Below are 16,872 nucleotides of genomic sequence, written 5' to 3'. Positions count from 1 at the left end.
AAGTGAAGGGTTCCCCGATGGATGCTATCCGCGTGATAGATATTTGCTACCAGCGAATTCCGAAGCGATTCAGGATCCAGGCCACGACGAACAGGGGCCCGACCCACAGATATTGGATGTCTTCGAAGAAAGAAGGTTTCTTGCCTTCGATCTTGTGGCCGATGAACTGGAAGATCCAGCCCACGACAAAAAGCCCGGCTGAAATTGGCAGTACATGGGGCCCCATGGCGTAGACCAGGGCGAACATCACCACCGTCCAGACCGCCATGATCGCCAGCAGCACCGGCGCCTTGAGCCGCAGGTAATAGACCATGCTGGCCGCCACGAAGGCGTAGGCCACCCAGGGGTGCAGGGCGTAGAGCAGGCCCACGATGCTCACCATGATGGCCGGGATCGCCACCACGTGAATCAGTTCGTTGGTCGGGTTGCGGTGGCTTTCGCCATAGTGGGCCAGCAGGCGGTCGACCTTGCGGGTCTCCCCCTCGAAGGCATGGAAGGCGGTGTCGCTCATCGTCTGTCTCCTCGTCTTTTTTGGACCGGACTCAGTCAACCCAGGAGCGCTTGTGCGAACTCTCGGGCATCAAATGTTTCCAGATCCTCGAGTTTCTCACCCACGCCGACAAAGTAAACCGGAATCGGCTTCTCGCGGGCAATGGCGCACAGCACGCCGCCCTTGGCCGTGCCGTCCAGCTTGGTGACGATGAGGCCGGTAAGACCCAGCGCGTCGTCGAAGGCGCGAACCTGGGCCAGGGCGTTCTGGCCGGTGTTGCCGTCGATGACGAGCAGTAGCTCGTGCGGCGCGGTGCCATCTGCCTTGGCGATCACGCGCTTGATCTTCTTGAGCTCGTCCATCAGGTGCAGCTGCGTCGGCAGGCGGCCGGCCGTGTCGACCAGCACCACGTCCTTGCCGCGAGCACGCCCGGCGTTCACCGCGTCGAAGCTGACAGCCGAAGGGTCGCCGCCCTCCTGGCTGATGATCTCCACCGTGTTGCGGTCGGCCCAGACGCCCAGCTGCTCGCGCGCCGCCGCCCGGAAGGTGTCGGCCGCGGCCAGCAGCACCGAGCAGCCTTCGCTGGCCAGGTGCTTGGTCAATTTGCCGATGGAGGTGGTCTTGCCTGCCCCGTTCACCCCCGCCACCATGATCACGGTGGGCGTGTACTGGCCGATCACCAGCGGCTTTTCCAGTGGCTTGAGCAGTTCGGCAATGGCTTCGGCCAGCAGTACCTTGACCTGGGAGGCGTCGGTGGCCATGCTGGACTTGACCCGGCGGCGCAGGTCTTCCAGGAGGAATTCCGTTGCCTTCAAGCCGGTATCCGCCATCAACAGCGCCGATTCGAGCTCTTCATACAGAGCCTCGTCGATCTGGGCATTGACGAACGCGGCCTGGATGCTGGTGCCGGTCTTGCGCAGGCCGGTCTTGAGGCGGTCGAGCCAGCGGCCGCGCTCGGCCGTGGCCGCCGGGGCTGGCATCGGCGCGGGAATGGGCGCTGGCGCGGCAACCGGAGGCGGTGGCGCCGGGGCCACTTCCGGGGCGACAGCTGGCGCGGGAGCGGCGGCGACGTCCGGTATGTCGATGGGCGGCGCGGGTGTCAGGGTAGGCTCCGGCTCCCTGCCGCCGCCACCAAACCAGGTGGAGGGCGAAAACATCGAGCGGCCGGCTGCTGGAGCTGGCGCTGGAGCTGGCGCCTCCGGGGCCGTTTCCGGCGCCGGCGCAGGCACCGGCGCGGCTTCGCCACCGGGCAGGGGCGCCTCGACGGGCGGTTTTTTCTTGAAGAAACTGAACATTGAGGGCTTTTTACAATCCGAACGATTCTATGAAACACCCCTCAGAACAGCTTTTCGTGCGTCGGCGGCCCACAGCGGCCGCTTTTTTGCGCGGCATCTGCGGCATCTGCGCGGTGGCGCTGTCCGGGGCCCTGGCGGCCGGTCCGGCGCTTGCCCAGGCCGATCCAACGCCAGCCGGCGCGGCCAGCCGCACCGGCGCCAGCCGCGCCCAGCAGTTCACCCTGGCCAATGGCATGAGCCTGATCGTGCAGCCCGATCGCCGCGCGCCGGTGGCCGTGCAGATGCTGTGGGTGCGTGCCGGCTCCATGGAGGAGGTGGACGGCACCTCGGGCGTGGCCCATGCGCTGGAGCACATGATGTTCAAGGGCAGCAGCAGCACCAAGCCAGGCGAGTTCTCGCGCAAGGTGGCGGCGCTGGGCGGGCGCGAGAACGCCTTCACCACGCGCGACTACACCGGCTACTACCAGCAGATTCCGGTGGAGAAGCTGGAAGAGGTGATGAAGCTGGAGGCGGACCGCTTCGCCCACAACCAGTGGCCCGATGAAGAGTTCAAGCGCGAGATCGAGGTGGTCAAGGAAGAGCGCCGCATGCGCACCGAAGACCAGCCGCGTTCGCTCTTGATCGAGCAGCAGAACGCCGCCACTTTCGTCGCCTCGCCCTACCACCGGCCGGTGGTCGGCTGGATGAGCGACCTGGATGCGATGCAGCCTGATGACGTGCGCGACTTCCATCGCCGCTGGTACGTGCCGGCCAACGCCGCCCTGGTGGTGGCCGGCGACGTCGACGTTGGCGAGGTGAAGCGCCTGGCCGAGAAGTACTACGGCGCGATTGCCGCGCGCCCGGTGCCGGCTCGCAAGCCCCGCACCGAGCCTGAGCAGCGTGGCATCCGCCGCATCGAATTCAAGGCGCCGGCCGAGCAGGCTTACGTCTCGCTGGCTTTCCGCATGCCGCAGATCAGCCGGATCGACGATGAGCAGAACGACACCTGGGCGCTGGCCGTGCTGTCGGCGGTGCTGGACGGCTATGCCGGCGCCCGGCTGGACCGCGCCCTGACCCAGGGGCCGGACCGCGTGGCCGATTCGGCGGGCGCCTATGCGGGCTTCGTCGGCCGCGGCCCGCAACTCTTCGGCCTGGACGGCGTGCCGGCCGCGGGCAAGACGCCCGAGGCGGTCGAGGCGGCACTGCGCGCCGAGGTGGCGCGCATTGCCAAGGATGGCGTGTCGCCCTCCGAGCTGGCCCGGGTCAAGACCCAGTGGGTGGCCAGCCAGACCTACAAGCTCGACTCGGTGATGTCGCAGGCGCGGGAACTGGGCGCTAACTGGGTGCAGGGCCTGCCGCTGGACGCCAGCGAGCGCATCCTGGCGCGCCTGCAGGCGGTGACCCCGCAGCAGGTGCAGGCAGTGGCCGCGCGCTACTTCGGCGACGATCAACTCACCGTGGCCACCCTGCGCCCGCTGCCGCCAGACAGCGGCAAGAAGCCGCGCCCGCGACCGAGCCCGGCCCCGGGCCGCGAGGGAGAGTTGCACTGATGATGATGAAAAAGATGAATGCAGGCGCCCTGCGCCTGCTGGCCCCTGCTGCGCTGGCCCTCGCCAGCCTCGGCGCGCAGGCCGCGCTGCCGATCCAGCATTGGACCCAGCCCAGCGGCGCCAGGATCTACTTCGTGGCCACCGATGCGCTGCCGATCGTCGACGTGCAGCTCGACTTCGATGCCGGCGATCGCCATGACCCATCCGTCCAGGCCGGCCTGGCCAGCGTGACGGCAGACATGCTGGAAAAGGGCGTGGCCGCCAAGGGCGCCGAGCCCGCGCTGGACGAGAACGCCGTCGGCGAAGCCTGGGCCGACCTGGGCGCCAGCTTCGATGCCGGCGCCGGCAGCGACCGCATGAGCTTCAGCTTGCGCAGCCTGTCCCGGCCCGATCTCCTGGACCAGGCGGTCGCCCTGGCCGCGCGCGAGATCGGCGAGCCGGCCTTTCCCGAGCACATCTGGCGGCGCGAGCGCGAACGCATCGTCGCGGGCATCAAGGAGGCCAACACCAAGCCCGGCACCATCGCCGGCCGCGCCTACGGCAAGGATGTCTATGGCAGCCATCCCTACGGCTACGAGCCGACCGAGGAAACGCTGGCGCGCATCGACGTGCCTGCCATGCGCGAGTTCTACGCGCGCCATGTGGCGCCTTGCCGCGCCAAGCTCAGCATCGTCGGCGCGCTCGACCGCGGGCAGGCCGACCGCATCGCCGCGGCGCTGTTGGCCCGCCTGCCGGCCTCGTTCGACTGCGGCGCGCTGGCACCGGTGCCGGAGGTGGCCGCGCTGGCCGCGCCCAAGGTGGAGCGCATTCCATTTGCCTCGGCCCAGGCCCATGTGCTGATCGGCCAGCCCGGCTACCCGCGCCGCGACCCGGACCACTTCGCCCTGACCCTGGGCAACTACGTGCTGGGCGGCGGCGGTTTCGTCTCGCGCCTGACCGAAGAGGTGCGCGAGAAGCGCGGCCTGGCCTACAGCGTGTACAGCGGCTTCTCGCCGGGGCTGCATGCCGGCGCCTTCACCATCGGTTTCCAGACCCGGCCCGACCAGGCCGACGCGGCAGTGAAGGTGGCGCGCGAGGTGCTGCGCAAGTTCGTGGCCGAAGGCCCCACCCCGGCCGAACTGCAGGCCGCCAAGGACAACCTGATCGGCGGCTTTCCGCTGCTGCTCGACAGCAACCGCAAGCTGGTGGGCAACGTCGCCAACATCGCCTGGAATGACCTGCAGCTCGACTACCTGGACACCTGGCGCTCGCGCATGAACGCCGTCACGGTGGCGGACGTGAAGTCCGCCTTCCAGCGCAAGCTGCGCCCTGACGACATGGTGACCGTCATCGTCGGCGCGAAGCCTTGATCCACCCCGGAATCTGGCGGCGCGCTTTCACCGGCGCGTGAAAGGCTCGGCGGCGAAGTAAAAGCCGCTGAAGGACCCAAACGAGCATTCCGGATGGCCCGGCAGGTACAGCGACCGTTCGTACACCTGCCAATGGTCCTTGAGCGCGTAGCCCAAGGCCTCGATGTCGCGAACGAAGCGCTGGCGATTGAGCACTTGCACTGGTGCAAAGCAGCCCTCGCCGATGTTCTGCGCGGTGACGAAATCATCGCCTTCGTACAGCGGCACCCTGTTGAGCAGCACATGCGCGGGCATTGAAGCGCATCGCTGGAGCAGCTCGGCCGGCCGCGCGTTCTCCATGTATTGAAGTGCGCCGGCGGCGATCCAGATGTCGATGCCGCGCATGGCGAGGGCTTCCTGCAGATCCGCGGTGAAGCTCAACGCGCTGCACCCGCGCGCGGCCGCGAGCGCCTGCCCGATGGTGACCATGACCGGAACTTCGACGATGCGCCAGCAGAGCGCCTCTGGCATGTCGATGTACGACCGGTAGGCGTGGTAGTGCACGCCCACGGAGCCGCCGATGTCGAGGATGCGACTGGCACCGGCGCCAAGGGCCCGGGCCAGCCACCACATCACCGGGTAGTCGTATTCGAAGACCTGCACGGTCCGGACGTTGACGTATTCGGCGGCCAGCGCGCCGAAGTTGAATCCCGGATTCGTCGGCAACCAGGCGCGCGCGGCGGCGAAGCTGTCGAACAGCCCGAAATAGGAGCCGAAACCCTCCTCGGAGAGAAACTGCCGACGCCGCCACCGCATCAGGGCGCCTCGCGTCAGGGGCCCCTCCAGGAAGGCACGCACCGCCTGTGACGTGCTCGCGTGTGCCATGCGCTTGTCCTGTGCATGGGTTCGGCTCAGCGCGCCGCCTCGAGCCGGGTCACGGTGTACTTCCCGTCGATCTTCTCCGCCAGGAAGCGGACCTTGTCGCCAGCCTGGACCTTGTCCAGCATGGCATCGTCCTTCACTTGGAACACCATCGTCATGCCCGGCATGTCGAGGTTCTTCAGCGGCCCGTGCTTGAGGGTCAGCTTCTTGTTGTCCTTGTCGACCTTGCGGACCTCGCCTTCGGAAAGGTCACTGGATGCAGATGCCTCCTTTGAGGTGGCGGAGGGCATCTGGCTGGGCTGGGCCTGGGCCAATCCAGCGAACGCGAATGCGACGGTGGCGGCAATCAATGCCGAACGGGCGTTGAACATATTCGATCCTTGGAAGTAGATGGGAGTCCGGCGTGGAGGCCCTACTCGGCCGCGTGCTTGCTGGAAGACCTGGCCACGTTCACCGCGCCCTTCATCCCTGCGTCATAGTGGCCCGGCTGCAGGCAGGCGAAGTCGACCCTGCCGGCCTTGGTGAACTGCCAGACCACCTCGCCTGTCTTGCCCGGGTCCAAGGTCACCATGTTCGGATCGGCGTGCTCCATCTCGGGGTTCTTCTTCATGACTTCGTAGTGCTCCTTCAATTCCTTCTCGGTGCCCAGCACGAGTTCATGCTTGATCTTTCCGGAGTTGCGCACGATGAATCGCACCGTCTCGTTCTGCTTCACGTCGATATTGGCCGGTGTGAAGCGCATGTTGTCGGTCATGTCGATCTTGATTGTGCGCGTTGCCTTGCTCGCAACGCCGGGCTTGCCGATGGCGGCATCGGCGTCGTGGCCGTGGCCGCCGGCGTGGTTGCCGGCGGCGTAGGCGCTTGCGACCGCAAATGCGGCGAATGCACTCAGGGCGAAGAGGCGGAGGGTTTTCATGTGGATCCTTTCGTTGCAGTCTTGAAGAGGGGAAGTCAATGGCCGGCGTGGCCACCGGGTTTGCGTACCTGCACTTCAATGTTCTTGGCAGGCATGTTCTGTGCGGGCATGGCAGCCGAGCCGGCATCTCGCGCTCGAGGCGGCTCGGCCGTCGGAGCGTTCAGCGCATAGGCCACCGTGCCCTTCGGGTGCTTGAACCACCCGGGGTTGCGAAAGTCGCCGGGCTTCTGGTTCCTGCGCACCTTCAGCACACTGAACATGCCGCCCATCTCGACCGAGCCGAAGGGGCCGGCGCCGGTCATCATGGGCGCGGTGTTGTCCGGGATGGGCATCTCCATCTCGGTCATGTCGGCCATGCCGCGTTCGCCCATCACCATGTAGTCGGGCACGAGCTTCGTGATCTTGCGCACCATGTCCTGATGGTCGACGCCAATCATCGTGGGCACGTCGTGCCCCATGGCGTTCATTGTGTGGTGGCTCTTGTGGCAATGAAAGGCCCAGTCGCCTTCCTCGTCGGCCACGAACTCGATCTGGCGCATCTGTCCTACAGCCACGTCGGTCGTCACCTCGGGCCAGCGCGCAGCCAGTGGCGTCGGGCCGCCATCGGTGCCGGTCACCTGGAACTCGTGCCCGTGCAGGTGCATGGGGTGGTTCGTCATGGTCAGGTTGCCCATGCGGATGCGCACCTTGTCGCCCAGCCTGACATTGAGCGAATCGATGCCGGGGAAGATGCGGCTGTTCCACGACCACAGGTTGAAGTCCAGCATGGTCATGATCTTGGGCGTGGCGCTGCCCGGCTCGATGTCGTAGGCGTTGAGCAGAAAGACGAAATCTCGGTCCACCGGCTCGATCAGCGGGTGCGCGGCCCTGGGGTGCGTGACCCAGAAGCCCATCATCCCCATCGCCATCTGCACCATCTCGTCCGCATGCGGGTGGTACATGAAGGTGCCGGGCCGGCGCGCCACGAACTCGTAGACGAAGGTCTTGCCAGGCTGGATGGCCGGCTGCGTCAGGCCGGTGACGCCGTCCATGCCGTTGGGCATGCGCTGGCCGTGCCAGTGAATGCTGGTGTGCTCGGGTAGCCGGTTGGTGACGAAGATGCGCACCCGGTCGCCTTCCACCACCTCGATGGTGGGGCCGGGCGACTGGCCGTTGTAGCCCCACAGGTTGGCCTTGAAGCCGGGCGCCATTTCGCGCACCACCGGCTCGGCCACCAGGTGGAATTCCTTGACGCCCTTGTTCATGCGCCAGGGCAGGGTCCAGCCGTTGAGGGTGACAACCGGGTTGTAGGGGCGGCCGTTGGTGGGCGCCAGCGGCGGCATGGTGTCGGGCTTGGTTTGCAGCACCGGCTCGGGCAGGGCGGCCATGGCCACCTTGCTCACGGTGGCGGCGGCAATGGCGCCCGCGAGGAAGTTGCGTCGGTTGTTCATAGCTTGAATCTCTGAATGGAAAGGGCCGCGCCTCAATGCGCGGCGCTCGAAGCGGCGGCGCGCGGGGCGGCGCTCGCGCCGGACATGTCCGCGCCCACCGGCCGGCCCATCACCTGGGCGCCCAGGGCGGCATCGGCCAGCCAGAACTGCTGTTGCGCCTCGATGGCATTGCGCACGCTGGCGACCTGGTCGCGCGCCTCGGCCAAGAGCTCGAACACGCCGATCAGCATGCCGTTGTAGCGAAGCACGTTTTCTTCCTGCATGGCCTGGCGCAAGGGCACGACCTCGTCGCGGTAGTGGCGCGCGATGTCGTGGCTGGTGCGGTAGGCGCCGTAGCTTTCGCGCAGCTGCGAGGTGGCGGCACGCGCCGTCGCCTCGTAGCGGTTGGCGGCAGCCAGCGATTGGGCGTCGAGCTGGTCGCGCCGCGCCGAGCCCCAATCGAACAGCGGCAGCACGATGTCGAGCTCGAAGCCGCGGCGCGTGCCCCGGTGGCCTTCGGCGTTGTCGAAAATCGTGTCATGGCGCAGGCCCAACTCCGCGTCGACGTAGGTCGACAAACGGTTGATGCCTTGCGATTGGCCGGCCAGGTCGAGCTGTGCGCGGGCCAATTGCAGGTCCAGCCGCTGCTGGGCGGCGCTGGCCGATACCTCGCCGCCTTCGCGCGGCGCCTGAGGTAGATCGGGCAGGCGCTCGGGCAGCTTCAGGGCGGCGGCTTGCGCGTCGGCAAGGCCCAGCGCACGCACCAGGGTTTCGCGCGTGGACGTGCCGGCCTGGCGTGCCAGCGCCAGCTGCGTCGTGGCATCGGCATAGAAGGCCTGCTGGCGGGCACGCTGCAGCTTGCTGAAGTTGCCCACCTGCTGCATGCGGCGCGCCAGCTCGGCGCTGGCGGCGGCCGATTCATTCACCTGCTCGGCGTACTGCAGCGCCTGCTGCGCAGCCACGGCACGCACCCAGGCCTGCTTGACCTGCGTGACCTGGTCCACCACCGTGCCGGTCAGCTGCAGCTTGGCTTGCGTGGTCTGCTGCTGCGCCATCGACAGGCGCCGCGGCAGCAGCAAAAGATCGACCAGGCCGAAGGAGATCAGGCGGCCGATTTCCAGCTCGTCGCCCAGACGCATGCGCTCGAAGCTGAACACCGGGTTGGGCATGCGCCCGCTCTGGTTGGCGGCCGAGAGCTGGGCCCAGTTGTCCGCCAGCAAGGCTTGCAGAGCCGGGCTGTTGGCCAGGGCCAGGCGCACTGCATCGTCTTGCGACAGCGGCTTGGCCAGCAATTCCTCGGCCAGGGCGGCGCGCCTGTCGCGCGATTCCTGACTGCGGCTGAGCTCCAGCTGGCCCTGGGTGAACTGGGGCGCGCGCTCGTTGCTTTCCTTCAGCGCATCGTCGATGCCGACGCTGGCGCAGCCGGCCAGCAGCAGGGCGGCGGCCGCGGTGACGCCAAGACGGAACAGAGGCTTCATCGCTGCTGCTCCTTGCTTGCCGGCGCGGCCGGTGCCGGCATGGCATGGCCCGCATGCCCGGCGTGGGGATCGGCCTTGGGATCGGCCTGGGCGCCGCCTTCCGCCGTCGCCTCCTTGGCATAGGCGCGCCAGCCGCCGCGCTGGTTCACGGTGTCGTTGGCTTGCTTCCAGTCGACCGCCTTGTCGTCTTGCTGGAAAGGCCGGTAGCCCTCGAAGGCGGAGCGGTAGGGCAGGGCCGGCGGCTCAGCCGGTCCTGGTGGATGGGATGGCATTGCCTGCGCCAGGGCATTCGGTGCCGCGATGGCCGACAGGACAGCCAGCCAGGCGGCCGGCAAAAATTGAAACATGGATTCCTCGCGAGGTCATGAACGAAACGCGTCGGCGGGCCCGCGAACGCGGGCCCTGGCGACGGGCGATGCATGAGCGGCCGCGTGCTGCGGCCGCGGCTCAGGCGCGAGGAGGTTTGAAGAGCGCGCGCGGTGCCAGGCTGGCGCGCGCGTCAATGGGCTCTGCCAGGCGGGCTTGCGGCAGGGGATGGAAGGCGTCGGGCAGCGGCGCGCTGATCAGCGCGGCGGCATGACAGCTGCCACAGGTGCTGCATTTGTGCTGCGTGGCGTCGACGGCCACCTGGTCGTGGTCGGCGCTGTCGTGCGCGTCGTCCTGCTGCGCCATCTCGCCATGCTGCATGTGCTTGGCATGGTCATGCGCTGCCGCCGGACCGGCATCGTTGCGCACGCCGGCCTGCTGGGCCGGCAAGGCGCACAGCACCATGGTCGCAGCCGCGTAGCCCTGGAAGGGCACGGCGAGCATGAGAACCCACAGCAGGAGGGCGCGCAGACGAGGCATGGCGAAGCATTTTATAGACGCATCGCAGGGCCGTGCATGACATCCCCGTCATGTCGTCAGGATTGCGAGTGGCATAGACTCGCGCCGATGACCATGACGCGCAGCTTCAAGCAATGGATCGGCCGCGGCCTGATCGGCTTGCTGCTGTTTGCGCAGCTGGCGGTTGCGGCCTATGCCTGTCCCGCGCTGTCCCAGGCGCGGGCCGATTCGACCGCCGCCGTCGTCGTCCGGCAACAGCAGCAGCCCCAGGACATGGCCGGCATGAACTGCGAGCAGATGGCCGGGCCGGCCGACGAGGCTGCGCCCAATCTGTGCGCCGAGCATTGCCGCTTCGGCCAGCAGCAGGGGGTGCAGCCGCTGCCGCAGCCGCTGCCGGCTTTGCTGGTGGCGCTCTACGTGCTGGCTCCGGCACCAGCCGAAACCGGGATGCCGGATTTGAGGCCCGCCACGCCGTCTGACGAAGACCTGGCTGCGGCCTTTCCGCCGCACGCCATCCTGCACTGCTGCCTGCGAACCTGATCTCTCGTACGAACGCGCGCTGACGCTTCCCCGAGGGGGCGTCGGCCGCCATGCGCGCGTCGCGCCTGTGCGTGGCCCGCGACTGCACCTGTCGTCGTCCGGAGATTCCATGTTCATTCTTTCCTTGCTTCGCACAGCCTGGCTGCCGACCCTGCTGCTGCTATTGCCAAATGCCTATGCCCAACCGGCGCCGCTCGGCCTGGAGCAGGCCCTGCAGGCCGCCCAGGCCCGCTCGCGCCAACTCGCCGCGCAAGACACCGCCGCCAGCGCCGCGCGCGACATGGCGCTGGCCGCCGGCCAACTGCCCGACCCCATGCTCAAGGCCGGCATCAACAACCTGCCGATCAACGGTCCGGACCGCTTCAGCCTGACCCAGGACTTCATGACCGAGCGCGCCATCGGCTTCTCGCAGGAGTTCACCCGCGAAGGCAAGCGCCAGGCCCGCACCGCCCGCTACGAGCGCGAAGCGGAGGTGGCCGAGGCCGGCAGGCAGGCGGCGCTCGCCAATCTGCGGCGCGACACCGCCCTGGCGTGGCTGGAGCGCCATCACCAGGAGCGCCTGCGCGAGCTGCTGCGCGCCCAGCGCGCCGAGGCGGCACTGCAGATCGAGGCCGCCGAAGCCGCCTACCGCGGCGGGCGCGGCGCGCAGGCGGACGTGTTCGCCGCCCGCTCGGCCGTCGCCCAGATCGACGACCGCATCCTGCAGACCGATCGCGACGTCGCCACGGCCAGAACCCGACTGGCGCGCTGGGTGGGTGGCGAAGGCGCCGACCGACCGCTCGCCGCGCCGCCCGATCTGTCGGCGCTGCGCAAGCTCGAGGCGGCCGGCCTGCAGGCGCATGTGGCGCATCACCCGCAGCTGGCGCTGCTGGCGCGGCAGGAAGACGTGGCGCGCGCCGAGGCCGAGATTGCGCGGAGCAACAAGCAGGCGGACTGGAGCGTGGAACTGATGTACAGCCAGCGCGGGCCGGCCTATTCGAACATGGTCTCGCTCAACTTCCTGGTGCCGCTGCAGATCGACCCGGCCAATCGGCAGGACCGCGAGCTGGCCGCCAGGCTGGCGCAGGCCGAGCAGGTGCGCGCGCAGCGCGACGAAGCCCTGCGCGAGCACCTGGCCGAAGCGCGCGCCTGGCTGCAGACCTGGCAGGGCAACCGCGAACGCCTGGCGAACTACGACAAGGCCCTGATTCCGCTGGCCGCCGAGCGCACCCGCGCCGCGCTCGCCGCCTACCGGGGTGGCGCCGGGCCGCTCGCGGCGGTGCTGGATGCGCGCCGCATGGAGATCGACACGCGCGCCGAGCGCTTGCGCCTCGAACTGGAAACCGCCGCCCTGTGGGCCCGGCTCGAGTACCTCATTCCACCTGAACACACGGCCATGGCTTCGGCCGCGCTGGAGCAACCATGACGAAATCCAAACTGATCCTGATCGGCCTGCTCGCCACCGGCCTGCTCGGCGCGGCGGGCTATGGCCTGTACGCCACGGGCATGCGGCGCGGCATGGAGGTGGGTGGCGCACCGCCGGCCGCGGGCGTCGAAGCGCCGCCCGCGGCGGCGGTGCCGGCGACTGCGGCGGCGGACAACGAGTCCGGCGAAGACGCGACCCGCCGCCACATGGCCGCCGGCATCAAGGCGGGCGACGTCGACCCGGCCAACGGCAAGAAGGTTCTCTACTACCACGACCCGATGGTGCCGGGCAACCGCTTCGACAAGCCGGCCAAGTCGCCTTTCATGGACATGATGTTGTCGCCGGTCTACGCAGGCGGCGACAGCGACCAGGGCAAGGTCACGGTGAACCCGCGCGTCCAGCAAAACCTCGGTGTGCGCACCGCGCTCGTGGCCGAAGGCACCTTGTCGCCCCAGGTGGCGGCGGTCGGCAGCATCGCCTTCAACGAGCGCGACCAGGTCATCGTGCAGGCCCGGGCCACCGGCTTCGTCGAGCGGCTGCACGTGCGTGCCACGCTCGACCGCGTGCGCAAGGGGCAGCCGCTGGCCGAGCTCTACGTGCCGGACTGGATCGCGGCCCAGGAGGAGTACCTGTCGGTTGCGCGCATGCGCGGCACCGACCTCGCGCCGCTGCTGGACGGCGCCCGCCAGCGCATGCGGCAGGCCGGCATGAGCGAGGGGCAGATCGAACTCGTCGCGCGCAGCGGGCGCACGCACCCCCGCATCACCCTGGCGGCGCCGATTGCCGGGGTTGTCACCGAATTGGCGACGCGAGAGGGGATGACCGTGATGGCGGGCGCCACGCTGTTCCGCATCAACGGCCTGTCGACCGTCTGGGCCAACGCCGAGGTGCCCGAGAGCCAGTCCGCCCTGGTGCGCCCGGGCGCCAAGGTGCAGGCCAGGACGCCGGCTGTGCCGGGGGAGGCCTTCGAAGGCCAGGTGCAGGCCATCCTGCCCGAGGTGGACCCGACAACCCGCACGCTGAAGGCGCGGCTGGAACTGGCGAACCCGGGCGCGCGCCTGGTGCCCGGCATGTTCGTCTCGATGCAGTTCATGGACATGCGCGAGCACAAGTCGCTGTTGATCCCGACCGAAGCCGTCATCCAGACCGGCAAGCGCACCGTGGTCATGCTGGCCGAAGAGGACGGGCGCTTCCGCCCGGTGGAGGTCGAGATCGGCATCGAAAGCGGCGGCCAGACCGAGATCAGGCGCGGTTTGCAGGCCGGCCAGCGCGTGGTCGTGTCCTCGCAATTCCTGATCGACTCGGAAGCCAGCCTCAAGGGTGTGGAGGCGCGTATGAACAGCGTGCCGGGCGCCGGCGCCGAGAGCAGCGCCCAAAAGCATGTGGGCGAGGCCAAGGTGGAGAGCATCGGCAGGGATGCCATGACCCTGTCGCACGACCCCATTCCCACCATGAAGTGGGGCCCGATGACGATGGACTTCAAGCTACCCGCCGGCGGCGCGCCGCGCAACGTCAAGGCTGGGGACCGCGTCACCTTCGAGTTCTTCATGGGGGCGGACGACGTGCCGCAGCTCACCCGCGTGACGCCGATGGCCGCCCAGGCCGGGGCGGCCTCCGAAACGGGTCGCAAGCCATGATCGCCAAGCTCATCCGCTGGTCGATCGCCAACCGCTTCCTGGTCCTGCTGGCGACGGTGATGGTCAGTGCCTGGGGCGTGTACTCGGTGCTGCGCACGCCGCTCGACGCGCTGCCGGACCTGTCCGACGTGCAGGTGATCATCCGCACCACCTACCCGGGCCAGGCGCCGCGCATCGTCGAGAACCAGATCACCTACCCGCTGACGACGACCATGCTGTCGGTGCCGGGCGCGAAGACCGTGCGCGGCTATTCGTTCTTCGGCGACTCCTTCGTCTACGTGCTGTTCGAGGACGGCACCGACCAGTACTGGGCGCGTTCGCGCGTGCTGGAGTACCTGAACCAGGTGCAGTCGCGCCTGCCGCCCAGCGCCAAGGCCTCGCTGGGGCCCGACGCCACGGGGGTTGGCTGGATCTACCAGTACGCGCTGGTCGATCGCAGCGGTACGCTGGATGCGTCCCAGCTGCGCGCCCTGCAGGACTGGTTCCTCAAGTACGAGCTGAAGACGGTGCCCGACGTCGCCGAGGTCGCCTCGGTGGGCGGCATGGTGCGTCAATACCAGGTCGTGCTCGATCCCGACAAGCTGGCGGCCTACCGGATTCCCCACACCAGGGTCGTCGACGCGATCCAGAAGGCGAACCAGGAAGCCGGCGGCTCCGTGCTCGAGCTGGGCGAGGCCGAGTACATGGTCCGCGCCTCGGGCTATCTGCAAAACCTGGATGACTTTCGCAAGGTGCCGCTCGCGACGACCGATGCCGGCGTGTCGGTTCGCCTGGGCGACGTGGCGCGCGTCCAGGTCGGCCCGGAGATGCGCCGCGGCATCGGCGAGCTCGACGGCGAAGGCGAAACGGCCGGCGGCGTGATCGTGATGCGCTCGGGCAAGAACGCGCTGGAGACCATCGCCGCGGTGAAGCAGAAGCTCCAGGCGCTGCAGGCCGGCCTGCCGCAGGGCGTGGAGATCGTGCCGACCTACGACCGCTCCAGCCTGATCGAGCGCGCGGTGCAGAACCTCGGGTACAAGCTGCTGGAAGAGTTTCTCGTGGTCGCGCTGGTGTGCTTCGTCTTCCTGTTCCACCTGCGCTCCGCCTTCGTGGCGATCGTCTCGCTGCCGCTGGGGATCCTGGCTGCCTTCATCGTCATGCGCTATCAGGGCGTCAACGCCAACATCATGTCGCTGGGCGGCATTGCCATCGCCATCGGCGCCATGGTGGACGCGGCCGTGGTCATGATCGAGAACGCGCACAAGCACCTGGAGCAGTGGAACCACGCGAACCCGGAGAAAACCCTGGCGGGCGAGGCGCGCTGGCGCGTGATCGGCGAATCGGCGGCCGAGGTCGGCCCGGCGCTGTTCTTCTCGCTGCTGATCATCACGCTGTCCTTCGTCCCGGTGTTCACGCTGGAGGCGCAGGAGGGGCGGCTGTTCTCGCCGCTGGCCTTCACCAAGACCTATGCGATGGCGGCCGCGGCGGGCCTGTCGGTGACGCTGATCCCGGTGCTGATGGGCTACCTGATCCGGGGCCGCATTCCCGACGAGAAGACCAATCCGTTGAACCGCTTTCTCATCGCGGTCTATCGGCCCCTGCTCGACGTGGTGCTGCGCTGGCCGAAGCTGACGCTGGTCTTCGGCGCGGCCGCGCTGGTGCTCAGCCTGTGGCCGCTGCAGCGCATTGGCGGCGAATTCATGCCGCGGCTGGACGAAGGCGATCTGCTCTACATGCCTTCGGCGCTGCCCGGCCTGTCGGCCGGGAAGGCCGCCGAACTGCTGCAGCAGACCGACCGGCTGATCAAGACGGTGCCCGAGGTGGCCAGCGTGTTCGGCAAGGCCGGGCGCGCCGAGACGGCCACCGATCCGGCGCCGTTGGAAATGTTCGAAACCACCATCCAGTTCAAGCCGCGCGATGAATGGCGCCCCGGCATGACCCAGGACAAGCTGGTCGAGGAACTCGACCGCGCCGTCAGGGTGCCGGGCCTGACCAACATCTGGGTGCCGCCGATCCGCAACCGCATCGACATGCTGGCCACGGGCATCAAGAGCCCAGTCGGGGTGAAGGTGGCCGGCAACGACCTGGCGACCATCGACCGCATCACCGGGGAGATCGAGCGCGTGCTCAAGGACGTGCCGGGCGTGTCGAGCGCGCTGGCCGAGCGGCTCACGGGCGGACGCTACGTGGACGTGAACATCAAGCGCGACGAGGCCGCGCGTTTCGGCATGAACATCGCCGACGTGCAGTCGGTGGTCGCCTCCGCGGTGGGCGGCGAGAACATCGGCGAGACCGTCGAAGGCCTGCAGCGCTTTCCGATCAACGTGCGCTATCCGCGCGAAATCCGCGATTCACTGGAAAAGCTGCGCACCCTGCCGATGGTCACCGAGCGCGGTGCGCGCCTGGTGCTGTCCGACGTGGCCGACGTGCGCATCACCGACGGCCCGCCCATGCTGCGCAGCGAGAACGCGCGGCTGTCGGGCTGGGTTTACGTGGACATTCGCGGGCGCGACCTGCGCTCGGCGGTGCAGGAGATGCAGCGCGTGGTGGACAAGCAAGTGAAGCTGCCGCCCGGCTACTCGGTGTCCTGGTCGGGGCAGTTCGAGTTCCTCGAGCGCGCGACGGCCAAGCTCAAGGTGGTGGTGCCGTTCACGTTGCTGATCATCTTCGTGCTGCTGTACCTGACCTTCAAGCGCTTCGACGAGGCGCTGCTGATCATGGCGGCGCTGCCCCTCGCGCTGATCGGGGGCATCTGGCTGATCTACCTGCTGGGCTACAACCTGTCGGTGGCGGCGGCGGTGGGCTTCATCGCACTGGCGGGCGTGGCCGCCGAGTTCGGCGTGATCATGCTGCTGTACCTCAAGCAGGCCTGGGCCAGGCGCGTCGAGGCCGGCCAGGCCGGCGAGGCGGACCTGCTCGACGCCATCCGCGAAGGCGCCGTGCTGCGCGTGCGGCCCAAGGCCATGACGGTGGCCGTCATCCTGGCCGGGCTGGCGCCCATCATGTGGGGCGCGGGCACCGGCTCGGAAGTGATGCAGCGCATTGCCGCGCCGATGGTGGGCGGGATGATCAGCGCGCCGCTGTTGTCGATGTTCTTCATCCCGGCGGCCTATCTGCTGATGCGGCGGCGGACGAGGGAACGTGCTTCATGATGACGCG

General features: G+C 68.3%; 15 protein-coding genes. 6 read left to right on the top strand and 9 right to left on the bottom strand.

The window, feature by feature from the left end:
- Positions 1-46: 46 nt before the first annotated feature.
- Both ACIPRI_RS03155 and ftsY read right to left on the bottom strand, forming a co-directional pair.
- A complete protein-coding gene (locus ACIPRI_RS03155) occupies positions 47-511 on the bottom strand; it encodes an Mpo1 family 2-hydroxy fatty acid dioxygenase (RefSeq protein WP_446588397.1) in 465 nt (154 codons plus the stop codon).
- A 35-nt stretch (positions 512-546) separates the two neighbouring features.
- Positions 547-1,785, bottom strand: coding sequence for a signal recognition particle-docking protein FtsY (gene ftsY / locus ACIPRI_RS03150; protein ID WP_446588395.1), 1,239 nt, complete (start codon positions 1,783-1,785; stop codon positions 547-549).
- A gap of 29 nt (positions 1,786-1,814) precedes the next feature.
- On the opposite strand from ftsY, the gene ACIPRI_RS03145 reads away from it, so the two are divergent.
- Both ACIPRI_RS03145 and ACIPRI_RS03140 read left to right on the top strand, forming a co-directional pair.
- Entirely contained in the window at positions 1,815-3,314 is a 1,500-nt protein-coding gene (locus ACIPRI_RS03145; RefSeq protein ID WP_446588393.1) for a M16 family metallopeptidase, read from the top strand.
- A 5-nt stretch (positions 3,315-3,319) separates the two neighbouring features.
- Positions 3,320-4,663: a M16 family metallopeptidase gene (locus ACIPRI_RS03140; protein WP_446620369.1), complete on the top strand. Its 1,344-nt coding sequence runs from the start codon at positions 3,320-3,322 to the stop codon at positions 4,661-4,663.
- Between the two features lie 27 nt (positions 4,664-4,690).
- Here ACIPRI_RS03140 and ACIPRI_RS03135 read toward each other — a convergent pair whose 3' ends face one another.
- The 7 genes from ACIPRI_RS03135 to ACIPRI_RS03105 form a co-directional block, all read right to left on the bottom strand.
- Positions 4,691-5,500, bottom strand: coding sequence for a methyltransferase, TIGR04325 family (locus tag ACIPRI_RS03135; protein ID WP_446588391.1), 810 nt, complete (start codon positions 5,498-5,500; stop codon positions 4,691-4,693).
- Between the two features lie 53 nt (positions 5,501-5,553).
- Positions 5,554-5,895 carry a copper-binding protein gene (locus ACIPRI_RS03130; protein ID WP_446588389.1) on the bottom strand — a complete coding sequence of 114 codons (342 nt, stop codon included), beginning with the start codon at positions 5,893-5,895 and terminating at the stop codon, positions 5,554-5,556.
- Positions 5,896-5,936: 41 nt separating this feature from the next.
- Positions 5,937-6,440, bottom strand: coding sequence for a cupredoxin domain-containing protein (locus ACIPRI_RS03125; protein ID WP_446588387.1), 504 nt, complete (start codon positions 6,438-6,440; stop codon positions 5,937-5,939).
- Positions 6,441-6,475: 35 nt separating this feature from the next.
- Positions 6,476-7,870: a multicopper oxidase family protein gene (locus tag ACIPRI_RS03120; RefSeq protein ID WP_446588385.1), complete on the bottom strand. Its 1,395-nt coding sequence runs from the start codon at positions 7,868-7,870 to the stop codon at positions 6,476-6,478.
- Between the two features lie 32 nt (positions 7,871-7,902).
- Positions 7,903-9,327, bottom strand: a complete 1,425-nt coding sequence (locus ACIPRI_RS03115) for a TolC family protein (RefSeq protein ID WP_446588383.1) — start codon at positions 9,325-9,327, stop codon at positions 7,903-7,905.
- Positions 9,324-9,674 (bottom strand): hypothetical protein, encoded by a 351-nt coding sequence (locus tag ACIPRI_RS03110; protein ID WP_446588381.1) that lies wholly within the window; start codon positions 9,672-9,674, stop codon positions 9,324-9,326. Before ACIPRI_RS03110 ends, ACIPRI_RS03115 begins: the two co-directional genes overlap by 4 nt.
- A gap of 100 nt (positions 9,675-9,774) precedes the next feature.
- Entirely contained in the window at positions 9,775-10,173 is a 399-nt protein-coding gene (locus ACIPRI_RS03105; protein ID WP_446588379.1) for a hypothetical protein, read from the bottom strand.
- A gap of 87 nt (positions 10,174-10,260) precedes the next feature.
- On the opposite strand from ACIPRI_RS03105, the gene ACIPRI_RS03100 reads away from it, so the two are divergent.
- The 4 genes from ACIPRI_RS03100 (at position 10,261) to ACIPRI_RS03085 (ending at position 16,865) form a co-directional block, all read left to right on the top strand.
- Positions 10,261-10,692: a hypothetical protein gene (locus ACIPRI_RS03100; RefSeq protein ID WP_446588377.1), complete on the top strand. Its 432-nt coding sequence runs from the start codon at positions 10,261-10,263 to the stop codon at positions 10,690-10,692.
- A gap of 109 nt (positions 10,693-10,801) precedes the next feature.
- A complete protein-coding gene (locus ACIPRI_RS03095; RefSeq protein ID WP_446588375.1) occupies positions 10,802-12,097 on the top strand; it encodes a TolC family protein in 1,296 nt (431 codons plus the stop codon).
- On the top strand, positions 12,094-13,734 hold the full coding sequence (locus tag ACIPRI_RS03090) for an efflux RND transporter periplasmic adaptor subunit (protein ID WP_446588373.1): 1,641 nt from the start codon (positions 12,094-12,096) through the stop codon (positions 13,732-13,734). Before ACIPRI_RS03095 ends, ACIPRI_RS03090 begins: the two co-directional genes overlap by 4 nt.
- Positions 13,731-16,865 (top strand): efflux RND transporter permease subunit, encoded by a 3,135-nt coding sequence (locus tag ACIPRI_RS03085; RefSeq protein WP_446588371.1) that lies wholly within the window; start codon positions 13,731-13,733, stop codon positions 16,863-16,865. The genes ACIPRI_RS03090 and ACIPRI_RS03085 overlap by 4 nt, the downstream gene beginning before the upstream one ends.
- The last annotated feature ends 7 nt before the right edge of the window (positions 16,866-16,872 follow it).

The sequence above is a fragment of the Variovorax sp. LARHSF232 genome (assembly GCF_052871435.1).
Note: the sequence above shows the minus strand (reverse complement) of the source record. Positions and strands in the feature narration are given on the sequence as shown.

Excerpts from the sequence above, each read along its gene's own strand:
- ACIPRI_RS03105 (WP_446588379.1), bottom strand. The coding sequence starts at position 10,173 with ATGCCTCGTCTGCGCGCCCTCCTGCTGTGGGTTCTCATGCTCGCCGTG.
- ACIPRI_RS03125 (WP_446588387.1), bottom strand. The coding sequence starts at position 6,440 with ATGAAAACCCTCCGCCTCTTCGCCCTGAGTGCATTCGCCGCATTTGCG.
- ACIPRI_RS03115 (WP_446588383.1), bottom strand. The coding sequence starts at position 9,327 with ATGAAGCCTCTGTTCCGTCTTGGCGTCACCGCGGCCGCCGCCCTGCTG.
- ACIPRI_RS03095 (WP_446588375.1), top strand. The coding sequence starts at position 10,802 with ATGTTCATTCTTTCCTTGCTTCGCACAGCCTGGCTGCCGACCCTGCTG.
- ftsY (WP_446588395.1), bottom strand. The coding sequence starts at position 1,785 with ATGTTCAGTTTCTTCAAGAAAAAACCGCCCGTCGAGGCGCCCCTGCCC.
- ACIPRI_RS03100 (WP_446588377.1), top strand. The coding sequence starts at position 10,261 with ATGACCATGACGCGCAGCTTCAAGCAATGGATCGGCCGCGGCCTGATC.
- ACIPRI_RS03110 (WP_446588381.1), bottom strand. The coding sequence starts at position 9,674 with ATGTTTCAATTTTTGCCGGCCGCCTGGCTGGCTGTCCTGTCGGCCATC.
- ACIPRI_RS03120 (WP_446588385.1), bottom strand. The coding sequence starts at position 7,870 with ATGAACAACCGACGCAACTTCCTCGCGGGCGCCATTGCCGCCGCCACC.
- ACIPRI_RS03090 (WP_446588373.1), top strand. The coding sequence starts at position 12,094 with ATGACGAAATCCAAACTGATCCTGATCGGCCTGCTCGCCACCGGCCTG.
- ACIPRI_RS03145 (WP_446588393.1), top strand. The coding sequence starts at position 1,815 with ATGAAACACCCCTCAGAACAGCTTTTCGTGCGTCGGCGGCCCACAGCG.
- ACIPRI_RS03140 (WP_446620369.1), top strand. The coding sequence starts at position 3,320 with ATGAAAAAGATGAATGCAGGCGCCCTGCGCCTGCTGGCCCCTGCTGCG.
- ACIPRI_RS03155 (WP_446588397.1), bottom strand. The coding sequence starts at position 511 with ATGAGCGACACCGCCTTCCATGCCTTCGAGGGGGAGACCCGCAAGGTC.
- ACIPRI_RS03130 (WP_446588389.1), bottom strand. The coding sequence starts at position 5,895 with ATGTTCAACGCCCGTTCGGCATTGATTGCCGCCACCGTCGCATTCGCG.
- ACIPRI_RS03085 (WP_446588371.1), top strand. The coding sequence starts at position 13,731 with ATGATCGCCAAGCTCATCCGCTGGTCGATCGCCAACCGCTTCCTGGTC.